This window comes from [Actinomadura] parvosata subsp. kistnae (genome assembly GCF_900323885.1).
Lineage (GTDB): Bacteria > Actinomycetota > Actinomycetes > Streptosporangiales > Streptosporangiaceae > Nonomuraea > Nonomuraea composti.
Genome location: NZ_OOHJ01000009.1, coordinates 1 through 16,557, shown reverse-complemented (window position 1 = coordinate 16,557; position 16,557 = coordinate 1). Strand labels below are relative to the sequence as shown.

Below are 16,557 nucleotides of genomic sequence, written 5' to 3'. Positions count from 1 at the left end.
AAGCGGGTGGATCTTCGGCTGGCGCGCGGGGCGTCCCGGCCGTAGCGTTCGACCATGATCCGGCGAGCCCTCGACTGGTGGAGCGAGCACCCTCAGCTCGCCGACGCGCTGCTGGCCGCGGCAGCCTGCACGTTCCTGCTGGTGGAGGTGCCCTACAGCGAGCACACCATCGCCACTCCCGGCCTCCTGCCGGTGACGTTCTGGGGCGACCTGCTGGCGTACGCGAGCATCGCCCTGCGCCGCCGGTACCCGGTGCAGGTGCTGGCGCTGGTGTGGACGTTGTGGCTGGCGGGCGGGCGGTGGGACATCTGGGCGGAGTGGAACGCCTCGTGGTCGGAGCTGAGCACGCCGACCGCGCTCATGCTGGCGCTCTACACCGCCGGCCGGTGGACGTCCTCGGGCCGGCCGCTCGTCTTCCTCGCGGGCACGCTGCTGCCGACGCTCGTCACAGTGGTGCGCATCTGGATGGGGCCCGTGCTTCCCGAGCCACCCGCCGACCTTTACCTGGTCTCGTTCGTGACCTGCGCGGCGGCGTGGGGGCTGGGCAGGCTGCGGCGCTCGGAGGCGGAGGCGGTGGCGCGCGCGGCGGCCCGCGCCGAGGAGAGCAAGGCGCAGGCGGCGCTGGCGGAGCAGCGCATCCGCATCGCGCGCGAGCTGCACGACATCGTGGCGCACAACGTGAGCGCCATGGTGATCCAGTCGTCGAGCGCGGGCGTCGCGCTGCTGAACGGCGACCAGGCCGGGGCGAGCGCGGCCGTCGAGGCGATCGGGCACGTGGGCCGCACGGCGCTGGCCGAGCTGCGGCTGCTGCTCGGCGTGCTGCGGGAGGGCCCGGCGGCGCCGCAGCCGGGCATCGGGGCGATCCGGGAGATGACCGAGTGGTTGCCGCTCGACGTGCGATTACGGGTGGAGGGCAGCCCGCGCGAGGTGCCGTCCGAGGTGGGGCAGGCCGCGTACCGGATCGTGCAGGAGGCGCTGACGAACACGCTCAAGCACGCCGAGAAGGACGCCACCGCCGAGGTGGTGCTGCGGTACGCGGCGGACGCGCTGCACCTCCAGGTGACGGACGACGGCAGCGGGGGCGGGGAGCGCGAGCGCTCCGGCGCGGGCGGGTACGGCCTGCTCGGCATCCACGAGCGTGCCGCCGCCCTCGGCGGCACGGCGCACGGGGCGCCGCTGCCGGAGGGCGGCTTCAGGGTCGAGGTGCGCCTGCCATGCGGGTGAGCGCCCGGACGGTGGGACCGTCCGGGCGCTGCGTGCTCAGCCTCCCGGGTGGTAGGTCTCCCAGACGAAGCCGCGCAGCCTCTCCCGGAACCAGGTCACCGGGTTGCCGAACCGTTTGGCCACCGTCTTGCCGCGCTCGGTGGTGACGCTCACGGGGAGCGCGCCGTCGGTCGCCTTGTCGAGGTCCTTCGACAGGCCGTAGCTGACCTCGGCACCGCCGCCCGTGACCTTGCCCGAGCTGTTGGTCATGACGTACCCGCCGCCGCCCCAGCCCTTCTTCTCGTAGGCGATGCCGTGGTAGGCGTCCCACGTGCCCGGCGTGGTGTTCAGCCCCTCGATGGTGGAGTGGCTGTAGAACACGCCGCCGGTGGCTCCCGCGCCGATCGAGGTGGACAGGCCGTTCTTGTAGGTGCCGGCCAGGCCGACGCCCTTGCGGTCGAAGACCAGGCACGCCTCCACGGAGAACGACCCGCCGAGCTTGATGCCGAGCCCGCCGCACAGGCCGACGGTGCCCTTCTTCGGCTTCGGCGGCGCGGCCGGTTTGGGCGGCTCGGCCGGGGGCCGGGGCGTCAGGTCGGGGATGCCGGGCTGCCGCAGCAGCGGTTTCTTGCCCGGCGCGACCGGCCCCTGGAGGTAGGCCCACTGGCGGGCGGCGACGAACCAGTTGCTGACCGCCAGGTAGAAGCGGTGGGTGAAGATGTTCAGGTACACGTGAACCAGGTAGAGGTTCTGCCGCATGAGGTAGTTGTAGTTGCCGTACCGCACCCAGAACTGGCGGTAGCCGAGCAGGTAGTAGTTGACGTACGGGAAGCGGCCGTCCGGGTCGGACAGCGTCGTGGGGTTGTTGTCGGCGTAGTTGTAGCCGTTCATCTGCTGGGAGCGGCCCATCTCGATCTCCGGGTCCACCGAGATGAAGCGGCCGGTGTTCGGGTCGTAGCCGCGCGCGCCGAGCGTCGTCAGGTCCGTGGTGGCGTCGACGACGCCGCCGACGAAGCCCTTCTCGTTGCCGGCGGGCCACTCGCCCTTGGCCGCCCTGACCTGGCCGAACGGGGTATAGCGGCGCCGGCTCACCGACCCGTCGGCCGCGTCGATCGCCAGCTCGGCGGTGCCGTGGTGGTCGTTGACGAGGAAGGTGACGCCCTGGGCGGTGCGCATGGCGTTGCGGTGGTAACGCACGGCCTTGGCCGCGCTCTGCCCCTTGGCCAGCCGCACCTCCATGTCGGGCAGGTAGAGGGTGGTGCCCGCCGGGTCGCGGCGCAGCAGCCGCTCCCCGTCGGCGGTGTAGAGGAAGGTGGTCTCCCCCTTCTTGTCGTCCACGACCTTGACCAGCTCGCCCTCGGCGTCCCAGTGCAGCGTCTGGTTGCCCGACGACGTCCTGCGCTCGGTGGTGTTGCCGACCGGGTCGTAGCCGTAGGACTCGGGGGCGCCGCTCACGTCGGCGAGCTGGTGGCCCCGGTACGTGGGGTCGACGCCGGGGTTGCCGGCGTAGCGGTAGCCGCGCGTGGCGGTCCGCGTGCCGCCCGACGGCCCCGCGCCGTAGTGCGTCTCGCCCGTCCGGTTGCCGGTGTCGTCGTAGGTGTAGGTCACCCGGTACGGCGCCGGCCCGCCGATCGTGGCCTGGCCCGGGTCGGCGGCGCAGGTGGTGCCTTCCTGGGTCCAGGCGTCGGCCAGGCGTTGCAGGTCGTCATAGCGGAAGCACTGGTTGTCCACCCCGTCCCTGGAGGTGTCGACGGCCTGGAGCAGGTTGCCGGAGTCGGTGTAGCGGTACTCCACGCTGCGGTCGGTGCCGGGCGTGCCGGCGTGCGCGGTGGTGGCCTTCTGGAGCCGCTGCGTGCCGTACTCGTAGGTGAAGGTCTGGTCGACCTGCTTGCCGGCGGCGCCGATCGACAGCCGCTGGCCGATCTGCTTGCCGGTCTTGGTGTAGTCGACGCCGACGAGGTACGTCGACAGGTTGGAGCCGGACGCGACCAGCCGGCCGAGGTCGTCGTAGGTGAAGGCGGTGTTCTCCGCCGGCAGGTCGCCGGCGGCCGGGCTGCTCGCGGCCTTGACGCTGCCGTCCAGGTTGTAGGCGGTGTCGAAGACGTAGCCGCCGTCGGGGGCCAGCGCTCCCTCGCTGCTCGGCAGCAGGACGCGGCGGCGCGTGGGCCGGTTCAGGTTGTCGTAGATGTCGATCTGGGTCGTGTACCTGGCCGTCCCGGCGATGCGGGTGGCGCTGGTGAGCTGGCCCTTGCGGACAGTGTCGTAGACCCATTCGGCGACCTTCACGCCGGGGCTCGCGGTGGTGGCGTCGTACAGGGCGGTCCTGCGGCCGATGCCGTCGTAGCCGACCGCGATCTTCTTGCCGCGGGCGTCCTCGGTGGAGATGAGCTGGTCCACGTCGTTGTAGGCGAACGTGGTGACGCCCTTGTCCGGGTCGGACGTGCGGATCTTGCGGCCGCGCAGGTCGTACGCGGTCGTCCAGACGTGGCCGCCGGGGCCGGTGACCGAGGACTCCAGGCCGCGGTGGTCGTAGCGGAACAGCGTGGCGACGTGGCCGCCGGCGCGGTGCTCGCGCACCTCGGTCCTGCGGTCCTGGGCGTCGGTGAAGGTGGTGACGGGGGTGCCGCCCGCCGGGGGGATCACCTTGGTCCAGTTGCCGCCGTACTCGTAGCGGGTGCGCCACCTCTCCTGGGTGTCGCTGCTGCCGACGAGCAGCCGGTCGGCCGTCTTGCGGCCCTGGCCGTCGTACTCGTACACGTGCTGGGTCTCGATCTTGCCGGGGTCGGCGACGCCGAAGACCTCCGGTCTCGGCTCGCCGTCGGCGTAGTAGCTCTCGTAGGTGCGATCCACCTGGCCGGCCGCGTTGTAGAAGGTGTCGGAGACGAGCCGGCCCTTGGTGGTGCCGTCGCGGCCGGCCGCCTGGAGCTGGCGCTGGCGCAGCCAGCCGTCGTACAGCGTGTACGACAGCTCCTGGCCGCCCTCGGCGGTCAGGGACTTGGTGGCGACGGCCACCACCGCGCCGGGCCGGATGAGGTAGTCGTACTCCTTGTCCGGCACGGCGGAGACGGGCCGGTTGCCCAGCCACACCTTGGTCAGGTGGCCGGCCGCGTCGTAGTGGACGGTGGTGGTCCGGCCGCCGGCGTCGGTGTCGCTGACCGGGCTGCCCCACGCCGGGTCGAGCACCTTGGCGGTGGTGTGCGCCGTCGTGGCGTCGCCGGGCTTGGCGGGCGGGCCGGTCACCTCGACCTTCGTGGTCAGGCCGTGCGTCTCGGTGTACTTCGTGGTGGTGGTGCGGTTCGCGGCGTCGGTGACCGTCACCGGCCGGCCGTAGGTGTCGTACGTGGTGCGGGTCGCGGCGAGCGGCGTCACCGTGGTCGCCGTCGCCTCCTTCGCCTTCTCCACGAGGGTCGCGTCGCCCAGGGTCGGCGCGGCCTTGAAGGCGCCGTTGTCGTAGTACGTGCGCTCCTCGGAGACGAGGTCCTTCGCCAGGTCGGGCGTGTCGGCGCAGCGCCGGGCCACGGTCCTGACCTGCGCGGGCTTGCCGAGCACGCGGGCGCCGTCGGCGGTGAACGTCGTGGTGACGCACTTCTCGTCGCCGGTGACGTCCAGGTCTCCCTCGTCGTCCACCTGGGCGGGCTCGCCGGTGCCGAGGTTGAACGCGGTGACGGTCGAGCGCGTCGCCCGCCAGCCGTCGTCGAGCCGCTTCAGGGTGCGGGTGCCGGCGACGCCGCTGAGGTTCGCCGTGACGGTGATCGTGTCCTTGTCGATCGTGCGGGTGCGTGCGGCGGTCTGGTGGTGCCAGGGCCGGTTCATGGTCTTGCTGACGGCCTCGCCGCCGGCCCGGTCGTAGGTGATCGTCTTGAGGGTCAGGCCCTGGAGCGACTCGTGGTCGGGGTACGAGCCGCCCTCGCCGTCGGCGGCGGTGACGTTCTTGGTGCCGCCGTCGCGGTTGAGGCGGTCGCCGTCCATCCCCTGGAAGAACCAGTGGTCGGTCTGCGACGGGGCGGCGCCGGTGACGCCGGTGCGCACCCTGACCTTGTCGTAGCCCTGCCACTGCGACCAGGTGCGGTACTTCTCCTTGGTCAGCCCGTCGTCGTCGGTGAAGCGCCAGGCGGGCTCGCCGATGCCGTAGTCGTAGGCGGTGACCATGTCGGGCGAGCCGCCGGTGAGGTCGGTCTGCACGAGCTGGGTGACCACGTACTTGTGGAACCAGTCCAGCGTCGGGCTCGCGTCGCCGCTGGTGCGCTCCCACATGACGGGGAAGCAGCGGCGGTGGTTGGCCGGCGGGCTGGGCGTGTCGCCGACGCGGCAGTCCGCCGCCGAGTAGTTGACGTCCAGGACGCCGCCGGTCTCGTTGGTGATGGAGCCGACCCGGTTCTTGATGAACGGGCCGACGTCGTCACCGAGGGCGTCGACCCGGTTGGCGAGCTGCGTGTAGGCGAAGCTCACCGGCGGCATCACCACCGGCGCCGGGCCGGCGTGGCCGGTGTGCACGATCGACTTCAGCAGGAGCTGCCGGTCCACGTCCGCGGTGCCCCAGTCGTGGGTGAAGGCCCACGAGTCGACGGTACGGTGCCCCGGCCCGTCGCTCTCGATCACCTTCGTGACCGCCTCGACGACCCGCTTGCGCGTCCAGAACGTCGGCGCGGAAGCCCCCTTGTAGTTCTCGCACTTCGTGCCGGCCGCGCAGTTGAGGTCCCAGGGCACGTCCTCCCAGTACGACGGGTGATCGTCGATCTTCGACTCGGCGCAGTCCTCCGCCGGGCGCAGGCACCGCTCCGCGACCTTGAAGTCCACCCTGGCCGGCGCGTCGGCCGGATACGGGTCGCCGGCGTCCAGCCCGTACTCGACGCTCTTGAGGTAGCCGCCCCTGACGTACGGGGTGTCGTCCCCGGCCCGCAGGTTGCGGCCGTAGCGGTTGCCCTCCTGCCCGTAGTAGTAGACGATCGCGTTGCCGTGCGGGTCCTCGACGAAGTCGAGGTTCCACCGCCACGCCTGCTGGCACCACGACTTGGCGAAGGTGTCGCCGTGGCACGGCTCGCCGGAGTCGTCACCGAAGATCGGCACCGTCCAGGCCGACTTCGTCTCGGGCTTGCCGGCGGCCCAGCCCTTCATCCGGTTCTTGCCGAAGTAGTAGCGCTTGCCGTCCGGGGCGGTGGCCACCCAGTACTCGTTGTCGTCGTCGCCGTTGGCGGTGTCGGTGCCGTTCCCGGACACCTTCCTGACGCGGGTGCCGTCGTCCTTGCGCAGCCGCCACTCGTTCGTGCCGGACTGCACCAGCTCGCCGCCCTTGCCGCCGAGCGTCATCACGGCGTTGTCGTAGCCCCAGCACTGGTCCATCGGGTGGACGTCGTACGTGTCGTCCTTGGGCACGCCGTCGTCCTTGCACGAGCGGTACTTGCGCTCGATGTAGCCGGGCCACAGGTCGAAGCCGTCGCCGACCTGCGAGCCCTGGTTGTTGGAGCTGGAGGTGCGGCCGTCGATGGACGAGGAGGAGTAGGCCACGGCCAGCTCCGGCGCGAGCCCGCCGGGCACCGGCGGCATCCGCAGCGGGTACGACCAGGTGAAGTCGCCCGTCTGCGTGCCGACCTGCCAGGTGGCCGAGGCGGCCAGCTCGGTCGCCTTGTAGTCGCCCTTGGCGCTGTCCGCGCCCGCGACCGCCGCGAGCACGGCCGGCTCCGCGGCGGCCTCGACGTCGGCCGTGACCGTCTTGGCGCGGGTGTCGTTGGCGGACGGCAGCGGCGTGGCCGTCCGGCAGCCGGGCAGGGCGGGAGTCGTCAGCGCGCACGCGGGCAGGCGCACCAGCCGCACCCGCGACCCGAACGCGCCGCCGAACGCCTCGGCGAAGCCGGAGTAGTCCAGCCGCAGCCCCACCCTGCTCGCTTTCCTGGTCGCTTTCACGCTCTCTGCCCCGCTCGCCTGGTCCGGCGGGCCGGCCGCCCGGCCGACGGTGAGCAGCACGCCGCTGACGCCGGCGCGGCCGGCGGCCGCCTGGTCCAGCATCCGCACCCGGACCGTCGCGGGCTCGGCGGCCGGCCCCTGTGCGGCCGCCTTCTCCGTGGTCGTGGGAGCGGAGATCCAGACCGGCAGCTCGCCGGCCCGCCGGGCACCGTCCGCCCACCGGGCGCCGTCGGCCTGCCCGGCGCCGTCGGCCTGCCCGGCGCCGTCGGCCTGCCCGGCGCCGTCGGCCTGCCGGGTGGCGGGCGGGCCGTCGATCGTGACCTCGGCCTCGGCGGCGGCCGGCCAGCGGACGACCGGCTCGGGAGCGCGCGGCGCGGCCTTGCGCGCCTTGACCTTGAGCGACGCGCCGGGCACCACGGCCTCGCGGTCCACCGGTTTGGGCGATTCCCCTACGGCCTGGGCCGTGCCGGTCACCGGCGGGGCCACGAGTAATCCCGCCACCAGGACGGTCGTCAGTGCCGTCGTCAATCCCGTTCTGAGTCGTAAGGAGCGGAGCCGGCGGGCCAGCCCGGTCCCCACCCGCGTCATGACACCGCGGACAGTCATGCGTAACCTCCGAGCGAGTCGTGGAGTCAGGCGGAGGGGGGCCGGTGGCGGCGCGGCCACCGGCCCCGCCGGGGTCAGCCGGGGATGGTGGAGATCTCCGTCGGGACCGCCAGCATGTCGATGAGCTGCTGCGAGGCGACGCCGCGCAGCACCCAGACGTCATCGACCGCGCCGGCCCACGCCCGGCCCGCCGGGTAGGCGCCGCCGGTGAGGCTCCGGCCGATCTGGAGCGAGGCGATGGGGCCGAAGGGCCGGGTGCGGTGGCGGAAGGACAGGTTGTCCGCGCCGCTCGCGGCCTCCTTCACCCCGTTCACCCACAGCGTGACCGTGCCCTCGGTCGCGTCGTAGGTGACGGCGAGGTGGTCCCAGTCGCCGAAGTTGCCCTGGTGGAACATGGAGTGCTCCACGCTGGCCGTGCTCGCGCCGGTGCCGTCCTTGTCGGGCACGTCGAGCACGTAGCGTTGCTTGCCCGGGTCGTAGCGCACCGTGATCGCGCTGTTGTGCGAGCCGGCCAGGCCCAGCACGGTCATCGCCTTGCTCGGCTCGCCCGGCGTGGACACCCACGCCGAGATCGTGAAGCTGTCGCGGGTGTCGATCACCGGTCCGGTCGCCGCGGCGTAGTCGCCGGCGCCGCCGGGCAGCTCCAGCGCGCCGCTGGGGGTGCCGGCCGGGGACTTCACGAGCACCTTGGAGAAGTCCGTGGTGATCTTGGCGGCGCCGTTGAGCGTCAGCGGGTAGGCGACGCCCTGCCCGGTGTCGGCGCTGGCGGGCGGCGTGCCGGTGGCGGTGTTGAGGTGCCACTTGCTCTCCACGACGGGCTTGATCGTGTAGAGGTCCCGCACCTCGTCGGCGGTCACCACCCGGTCGAAGACCCGCACGTCGTCCACGACCCCCGGCGTGTAGTTGGCGAACTGCCCGTTGTACAGGCCCCGGCCGATCTGGAAGGCGTTGCCCGCCGCCCAGGCCGCCGTGCCCATGTCGGCCGGCACGCCTTCGACGCCGTTGACGTAGAGCCGCAGCTTCTTGGTCACCACGTCCTGCACGCCGACCAGGTGCGTCCAGCCGCCCGCCCGGGCCGGCTCCTTGGAGTACGCGGTGCCGGCGCCGGTGGTGCTCGCGTCGGACTGGACCCGCCACAGCTTCCACTTCTTGTCGTTCGGGTCGTACTTCAGGTAGAACGGCGAGTTCTTCGCCGCGGCCTGGCTGGCCACGACGAAATGGGTGGTGGGCAGCGTGGCCGGCATCTTCACCCACGCCGACACGGCGAGGTTCTGGGTGGTGTCCAGCACCGGGCCGCCGGTGGCGGCGTAGGCGGTGGTGCCGTTCAGCCGCATCGCGGTGCTCAGCGCCCCGGGCGCGCCGAGCGTGGCGCCGCCCTGCGGCGTGGCCGGGTACGCGTTGCGCGCGTCGGCCAGCCGGGTCGCGCCCGCCGCCTCGTCGAGCTTCCAGTGCGCCTTCGGGGCCCTGCCGTCGGCGACCCAGAACTCGTAGGTGCCGGTCGACCAGTTGCCGGCCGCGTCCCACGCCGTCACGTACAGGGTGTTCAGTCCGGCGACCGTGGGCATCGCCTTGATCGACTCGGTGGCGGCGGTCTTGGCCTTCGCGCTCCCCTCGGCGGGGTCGGTGTTCATCGCCCACGCGTACTTGCTGACGCGGGTGTCGAGGGCGAGCGTGAACGTGCCGTACCGGCCCACGCCGTCCGTCGCCACCTGGTTCGGGTCGGCCGGGTCGAGCGCGGGATAGCCGTCGGCGCCGGTGGAGGTGACCTTCGGCTCCGGCAGGGCCCTGGCGTCGTAGACGAAGTAGCAGGCCGTGGCGTTGCCGTCCCAGCTCCACGGGCTCCACGCCCGCCCGTCGTAGGCGCGCACGCCCCAGTGGGCGACGACGCCCTGCGGAACGAGGTCCTTGGGGACGGCCACGCTGAAGGAGGACTTGCGCGGGCCGTTGGCCGACATCTTCTTGACGGTGCCGAGGTTCTTGACCTTCTGGACGCCGTTCTCCGTCCAGATCACCTGGAACTGCGCCTTGAGCTTCTCCCCTTCGACGCCCTTGTTGTCGGGGTCGGTGAGGTTCTTGGCGAACAGGGTCGGCAGCCGGTTGAACGTGGCAGGAGTGGACGGGCCGCGGCAGGTGCCGCCGGGGCTGGAGGACAGCTGGCTCATCTTCGGCTGCGCCGGCGGGCTGTTGTAGTGCACGCGGACGAAGGCGTTGCGGTCGAACCGCTTCCAGGCGAGCTGGTCGCCGCCGTCACGGGCGCGCAGCCCGAACGTGGTGTTCGACCAGCCCTTCCTGGCCGCCTCCTGGACGGCGCCGGTCACGTTGAACAGCACGTCACCGGCGGGGCAGCCGGAGCTCCACCCCTTGGCCACGTTCCGGCTGTCCAGCCTGCGCACCCAGTTGTCCGAGGTGGAGTTCCAGGTTGAGCCCGTTCCGAAGCTCTTGGCCAGGTAGATGTCCACCACGCGCTTCCTGCACGAGGTGGCGAATGTCTCCTGCACGTGGAACTCGGCCGAGATGATCTGCTTGTGCGCGAACCTGGCGGTGGGGACGCGGTAGAACAGCCGCTTCTCGTACCAGCCGTTGCAGTAGCGGCCGGCCGGCGGGTAGTCGCGGGGGCAGCGACCCATGCCCTCGTTCTTGCCGAAGTTGTACTTCGACCAGCCGGCGCTCGACACCATCAAGCGGGCCGAGGCACGCGGGGTGTCCCACATCGGGTCGATGTAGAGCGGGTAGGTGGTGTCGGCGCCGGTGAGCAGCGCCGGGTCCGGCTTGAGCGTCATCTCGCCGCCGGCCACGCTCGTGGCCACCGTGGCGATCTTGGAGGTGTCGCCGGGCTGGCTGGCCGAGGCCTCCACGACACCGGTGTCGGTCAGCTCCTCGCCGGGGCTCTCCCCGTCGTCGGCGGTCGCCGCCGCCCGTGCCGCCTGCCCGGCGGGCGCCGTCGAGTCCCACATGATCGGCACCGGCGCCTCGTAGACGACGCCGCCGGTGGTCGCGTCGACCGCCTCCTGGGTGCCGTCGTCCGCCGTGCGCACGGTCAGGCCCGGCGCGGACAGCCCCAGCTTGATCGAGGCCAGGCGCGGGTCCTGGGCCGCCGCGGCCGTCTTCACGACCAGCACGTGGGAGAAGCCCTCCGGCTCGACCCGCACCCGCAGGTCCACGTCGGGGCCGAGGATGCCGGGGTAGACGGCGGAGTCGCCGTCCAGCCACGGCTTGGGCAGCGCGGCCGGCCAGGTCAGCGACATCGGCCGGCCCGCCCGGACGATCGTCACCAGCGGGCCCGTGCCGCCGCCCGACAGCTTGATCTCGGCCGGCACCGCGTTCGGCACGATCGACCCGTCGGCCAGCTTGCGCAGCTTGGTGTCGACGGGCGTCCAGGCGCCGTCCTTGACGACCCGGACCGGCTGGAAGTGCTCCTTGGAGGTGAAGCCGCCGTCGGGCGTCGCGTAGACCTCGCGGGTCTCGCCGCGCTCCGACAGCACCTCGACGAGCTGCCCGGTCGCCGCGGCGGCGGCCAGCGCCTCCGCCTCGGTCTGCTTCGGCTCCTTGGACAGGCCCCAGGTGTTCTCCACCAGGGAGACGTTGTCGAGGTGGACGGTGATCGCGCCGTTGCCGCCGAGCTGGAAGACCACCTCGGCCGCGGTGGTGTCGACCGTGGAGGTGAACGGGAAGGAGTAACGCTGGCGCCCCGTCTCCAGCTCGACGCTCTGGGCGAGCGCGGCGCTGCTGGGCGCCTCGCCCTCCTGCACCGCCACCTGGACGGCCACGTCGGCCGAGGCGCGGGCGTCGAAGGAGACGGTGTAGGTGCGGCCGGCGATCAGGGTGCCGGTCTGCTGCGTGACGACGGCGTCGCCCGGCTCCGCCGCGCCGCCGGCCACGGTCGCCCGCAGCTCCCCGTTCTCCACGGTGAGCTGCGGGTTGCCGGCCGACCACCACGGCGTGATCGACGGCCCTTCCAGCGTCCCGTTGCGCACCAGCTCGATCTTGGCCGGCTCGTCCGGCCAGGCCAGCGCGCCGAGCCGGATCAGCCCGCCGGAGGTCACGCCGAGGGCCGCGGCCACGTCGGCGGGCAGCTCCGCGCCCGCCGACTCGGCCGGGCTGCCCGGCACCAGCCGGTAGTCGCCCGCCGCCGCGTTGACCACGTAGCTCGTCTCCTGGTAGCGGGAGCTCGCGTCGCGGCCCGTCGCGGCCTGGAACTGGGCCAGCGAGGTGTAGTGGATGCTCGACCCGGTCACCCGCGACCACTGCACGAGCGTGGCCGGCGTGTCGGCGGCGGTGCGCGAGTAGCCGTTGTGGTGCATCTGGGCGGCCGGGATCATGCCGTCGGCGCCGACCCGGCGCCCCGACTCCGCGGTGTTGTTGTCGGTGGTGTTGACCAGCGGCGCCGTGCTCGTGTCACCGGCGAGCACGTTGTTCACCAGGGTGATGTTCGCGGTGTCCCACGTGATGCCCGCCGCCTTCTCGGCGTCGGTCGGGCAGACGTCGTCGGCGCCCGGGCACGTCGGCCGCGCGTCCTCCTGCACCGCCAGCGCCTGCGCGTTGCCGATCGAGGTGTTGTTGATCACTCGTACGTTGTTCGAGCCCAGCAGGCTCAGCCCCGCCATGCCGTTGCCGGCCAGCACGTTCGAGGCGATCAGCGCCCGGCCCGAGACCTTGTAGTGCAGGCCGTGCCGGGAGTTCGCGCGGATCAGGTTACGGACGATCGTCACGTCGTCGCACGACAGGTCGCACCACAGGCCGGCGCCCTGATTGGCCTCGAAGACGTTGTCGCGCACCGTCGCGCCGGTGACCCGGGTGGCGTTCATCCCGGCGCCCGCCAGGTGGTAGCCCTGCGAGTAGCCGAGCCGCTCGGTGTTGTTGCGCAGCACCCGGTTGCCCTCGACCGTCAGGTTCGCCGACCGGTGCGCCCCGATGCCCAGGTAGCCGTTCTCGGCGATCGCGTTGCCGCTCACCCGTACGTCGTCGGCGTTGACCAGCAGGCCCGACGCCGCGTTGTGCACGATCGTGTTCTTCTCGAACACCATGCCCTTGGCCTGGGCGATGAGCGCCGCCGGTTCCTTGCTCTGGTTCTGGCTGCTGCCGTAGTGCGCGAACCCCAGCCCGCGCACCACCGAGCCGTCTGCGCCGGCGAAGAAGTGCATGCCGCTCTTCCTCGCGGTGATCTCGACCCGCCGTCCCGTCGGGTCGCTGCCGATGAACGTCCGGTCGGTGGCTCCGTCGTGGAAGAACGTGCCCGCCTTGACCTCCTCCCGGGTGGCCACCTGGCGCAGCGGCTCGCCGTCCACGAACACCATCTGCGGGTCCCCGCCGACCGGATTGTCGTCGTTGAAGTGCAGCGGGTTCATGCACTCGTCGTACGCGGGCGCGCTCGCCCGGCACACGCTGCCCGGATTCCAGCCGTCCAGCCGCCAGGCGCCCCCGTCGGCCGTCAGCTGGCTCTGCTGGATCTCCGCGCTGCCCTTGAACCAGACCTGCTCCCCCGGGTACGGCTGCAGGGTCACCGGCGCGGCGACGTTGCCCAGCCGCTCACGGTACTCGCCGGCGCGCAGCACGATCGTCGTCATCCTGCCCGCCGCCGCCTTCGCCACCGCCGCGCCCGCCGTGCGCAGCGGGGCGTCCATGGTGCCGGCGTCGGCGTCGTCACCGCCGGGGGCGACGAATATCGCGTCCGGCGGCACCGGGTACGACGTCGGAATGATGGCCAGTGGCGAAGCCGCCCCCGCGGCGGACGCCGAGGCCGCGGCGGCGGCCGGTTTCTCCCCGTAATGCGAGAAATTCAGTGCGCTCGCGGCAATCATCGCCAAAGAGACGAGGATCGCCGCACCCCGTAATCCCATGGACGGCCTCCTAGGACGGTTTTTCCCGGCAGGTGAAAGGCGGTGGGCGCGCCGATGCTCCCGGCGCGTTCGGCCGGGTTTTCGTCAAAGGCGCGCTGAATGCCGGCGGTCGTTTACCCGCACCCGTGACCGGATCCGACATTCGGCATCACGATAGCGATCGGCGTCTTCCTGGTCGTCCACCCAGGATTTGACGATGGCCGTCAAACCGCCGCGGTAGTCCGGGCGGGATCTCCACCTGCCGCGGTAGCCTCCGGCACCCGCCCCGGCCTCTCGTCCGCTCCCGCCCGCGGCATCCGCCGGGTGTCCTTCGGGCGGGCGACCGCGCCCCGCGCACGCGCCTTGCCCGCGTCTCAGCCGCGCGTCCCGCGCTCGTGCATGCCAGGGCCGGCGGGGCGGCACGCGTGCCCTGAGCGGGGCGGCGGCGCGGCCAGGACTGGCGGGAGGGGCGGCTTGGCTTGGGCGCAGGGGCGGTGGGAGGGGGTGGCGGGTGGAGTCGTCAGGGGGTGTCGTCGTCCTCGGGCTTCAGCCTGCGGGCGGTTCGCCGGCCGGCCGCGGCCTGGCGGTCGGTGCTCGACTCCCGCCTGTTCATGGCGGACGCGCGCCGGTCGCGGTCGCCGGCGGCACGGTCGGCGGCGCTGGCCCGCCGGTCCTCCGACGAGGCGCGCCGGTCGCCCAGGGCGTTCTCCCGGGCGCGGTCCTCCTCGCGATCGGCTCCCAGCCGCAGCTCGCGCAGCGCGTTCAGCAGGCGCCGGATCTCCGCGCGGTCCAGCCGGTTCTGCTCGCGCTCGGCCGCGGCCTGGTCGCGTTCGGCGGCGAGCAGCGTCGCTTCGGCGGCCATCCCGGCACCGTCCCAGGTCAGCAGGCCGTGCCGGCGCTCGGCGTCGCGGTCGCGCCGCTCGGCGTCGCGGTCGCGCAGCTCCGCCGCCCACAGCAGATCGTGCAGGCGCCGGTCGGTGGTGTCCTCCTCCTCGCGCCGTTCGTGTCCCTCCCGCGCCTGCGTCCGGGCGGCCTGGTCGCGCTCGTCCGCCTGCTCGTCGCGGTGCTGGGCGGCCTCGTCGCGCGAGGCGGCGGCCTGGTCCCGTCTCTGGCTCGTGGCGTCACGTTGCGCGGCGACCCGGTCCCGCCAGTCCGCTTCCTCTTTCTCAAGGTTTCGCTGATCGTCGCTCATCGCCGTCTCCGAAAGCGGTCGGGCGGCCGGTGGCGCCGCCGTGGCCGTGCTCCCGCCCGGCCCTGCCGATGATCGTCTGCCCGCGGCCCGGCTCCACCCGGGCCCGCGGGACGTGGACGCGTGGCGATCCCGTACGTCCTGCCGGGCGCGTCGAGCCTCGCCTCGACCTCGTACCTGGGCCGCACCGGCGCCACCTCATCCCGCGAAGCACCCCCATGCTCCCACCATGAGCACCGGGACGCTGTCACCTCCCGGCGACATCGCCTTCGACCGTCGCCGTCACAGCAGGGCGGCGAACGCTGCCTCTGACACCCGCCATCATCATAGGCTTCGCTCCCCGCCCGGGCGCCGGTGGCGCGGGCGTCAGGGCGTTGACGCGCCGTCCAGCCCGGTCAGCCGGCACAGTGCGGCGAACCCGTCGTCGGTGCCCGGCCGGTGACGGCGCACCGCCGCCGGGCCGGCGCGGCGCACCAGGCGCAACACGTGCGGCGGGAGGCGCGGCGCCTCCCGCTCCCCCGAGTGCGGCCACGGCCGGGCGCTCACCGGCCGAGGTTACGCTCGCCGCGGATGTCCGGGAGCCCGGCTGTGGCCCGTGGGTACGTTGGCGTCATGGACAGTGACCAGTGGGACCTGCGGTACGCGGCCACGGACCTGGTGTGGTCGGCGGGGCCGAACCGGTGGGTGGAAGAGGTGGCCGCGGACCTGCCGCCGGGGCGGGCGCTGGATCTGGCCGCGGGCGAAGGGCGGAACGCGCTGTGGCTGGCCGAGCGGGGCTGGAGCGTGATCGCCGTGGACTTCTCGGCCGTCGCCCTGGAGCGGGCCCGGTCCCTGGCCGGGCAGCGGCTCGGCGAGCAGGCGGGCCGGGTGGAGCTGGTCAAGGCGGACGTACGGGATTATGTGCCCGAGCCCGGCGCCTTCGACCTCGTGGTGATCGCCTACCTCCAGGTGGCGCAGGATGTCCGGCGGCAGGTGATGCGGTCGGCGGCCGGCGCGGTCGCGGCCGGCGGGCTGCTGCTGGTGGTCGCGCACGACAGCGACAACCTGGCACACGGCACGGGCGGCCCGCAGGACCCGGCGGTGCTGTACCGGGCGAATGACGTGGCGGCCGACGTCGACGGGGCCGGGCTGCGGGTCGTGCGCGCGCGGGCCAGGGCCCGTCCGGTCGAGGGTGCGGCCCGCGACGCGATCGACGCGTTCTTCGTCGCGGTACGGGACGCCGCGCCACCCGCGTGAAGCCACCGCACCCGCCCCCTCCGCCGAGGGGGCGGGACGGCGTTTCGTCAGCAGCAGGCGGGGGCCGGGCGGGCGGGGCTCGGCTCCTGGTCCTGGGCGATGCGGCCGCGCAGCATGGTCTCCATGACCTCCATGAAGCGGCGCGTCCTGGCCCGTCCGATGACGAACGGGTTCTCGCCTCCCGTGGTCCCGGCGCGCAGTTGCTCGATGCGGGTCAGGCCGTGATCGGCGCCTCCGTGGTTGTTCAGCTCGACGTCCACCCCGGCGCGCCGCATCGTCGCGGCGAACGAGAGCACGGAGGCCAGGTTGGTGCGCTTGGCGGCCGTCGCGGCGGGCGGGTTGGTGCCGCCCCACAACATCGCGGTGTGCCGCCGGCCCTTCCACCGCACCGGGAAGATCGGCGAGACGGTGCCGGGGGTGTGGCCGGGCGTGTGGTGCAGCGTCACCGTGGTGTCGCCGAGGGTCAGGCGCTGGCCGTCGGCGATGACCAGGTCGCGCCTGGGCGCGTGGGCGGGCGTTCGGCGGCGATGAGGTCCCAGTCGGCGCGGCTCATCAGGACGCGGGCGCCGTACTGGTCGGCGAGGTACTGGGCGCCGCCGAAGTGGT

General features: G+C 72.9%; 7 protein-coding genes. 2 read left to right on the top strand and 5 right to left on the bottom strand.

Annotation, left to right across the window (positions count from 1 at the left end; genetic code table 11):
- Positions 1–54: 54 nt before the first annotated feature.
- Positions 55–1,224 (top strand): sensor histidine kinase, encoded by a 1,170-nt coding sequence (locus KIS93_RS09915; protein WP_080038180.1) that lies wholly within the window; start codon positions 55–57, stop codon positions 1,222–1,224.
- A gap of 36 nt (positions 1,225–1,260) precedes the next feature.
- Here the strand turns inward: KIS93_RS09915 and KIS93_RS09910 are convergent, their stop codons facing one another.
- The 4 genes from KIS93_RS09910 to KIS93_RS09895 all read right to left on the bottom strand — a co-directional run bounded on the left by KIS93_RS09910 (position 1,261) and on the right by KIS93_RS09895 (position 15,261).
- Positions 1,261–7,710: an RHS repeat-associated core domain-containing protein gene (locus tag KIS93_RS09910; protein ID WP_186404067.1), complete on the bottom strand. Its 6,450-nt coding sequence runs from the start codon at positions 7,708–7,710 to the stop codon at positions 1,261–1,263.
- 74 nt (positions 7,711–7,784) lie between these two features.
- Positions 7,785–13,547 (bottom strand): LamG-like jellyroll fold domain-containing protein, encoded by a 5,763-nt coding sequence (locus tag KIS93_RS09905; protein WP_080038179.1) that lies wholly within the window; start codon positions 13,545–13,547, stop codon positions 7,785–7,787.
- A 499-nt stretch (positions 13,548–14,046) separates the two neighbouring features.
- Positions 14,047–14,718: a hypothetical protein gene (locus KIS93_RS09900; protein WP_080038178.1), complete on the bottom strand. Its 672-nt coding sequence runs from the start codon at positions 14,716–14,718 to the stop codon at positions 14,047–14,049.
- 363 nt (positions 14,719–15,081) lie between these two features.
- A complete protein-coding gene (locus tag KIS93_RS09895) occupies positions 15,082–15,261 on the bottom strand; it encodes a hypothetical protein (protein ID WP_080038177.1) in 180 nt (59 codons plus the stop codon).
- A gap of 66 nt (positions 15,262–15,327) precedes the next feature.
- Here KIS93_RS09895 and KIS93_RS09890 point away from each other — a divergent pair, with 66 nt between their 5' ends.
- A complete protein-coding gene (locus KIS93_RS09890) occupies positions 15,328–15,951 on the top strand; it encodes a class I SAM-dependent methyltransferase (protein ID WP_080038176.1) in 624 nt (207 codons plus the stop codon).
- Between the two features lie 47 nt (positions 15,952–15,998).
- On the opposite strand, the gene KIS93_RS09885 is transcribed toward KIS93_RS09890, so the two are convergent.
- Positions 15,999–16,397, bottom strand: coding sequence for an MBL fold metallo-hydrolase (locus KIS93_RS09885; protein ID WP_186404066.1), 399 nt, complete (start codon positions 16,395–16,397; stop codon positions 15,999–16,001).
- Between the last annotated feature and the right edge of the window lie 160 nt (positions 16,398–16,557).

Excerpts from the sequence above, each read along its gene's own strand:
- KIS93_RS09890 (WP_080038176.1), top strand. The coding sequence starts at position 15,328 with ATGGACAGTGACCAGTGGGACCTGCGGTACGCGGCCACGGACCTGGTG.
- KIS93_RS09915 (WP_080038180.1), top strand. The coding sequence starts at position 55 with ATGATCCGGCGAGCCCTCGACTGGTGGAGCGAGCACCCTCAGCTCGCC.
- KIS93_RS09910 (WP_186404067.1), bottom strand. The coding sequence starts at position 7,710 with ATGACTGTCCGCGGTGTCATGACGCGGGTGGGGACCGGGCTGGCCCGC.
- KIS93_RS09905 (WP_080038179.1), bottom strand. The coding sequence starts at position 13,547 with ATGGGATTACGGGGTGCGGCGATCCTCGTCTCTTTGGCGATGATTGCC.
- KIS93_RS09900 (WP_080038178.1), bottom strand. The coding sequence starts at position 14,718 with ATGAGCGACGATCAGCGAAACCTTGAGAAAGAGGAAGCGGACTGGCGG.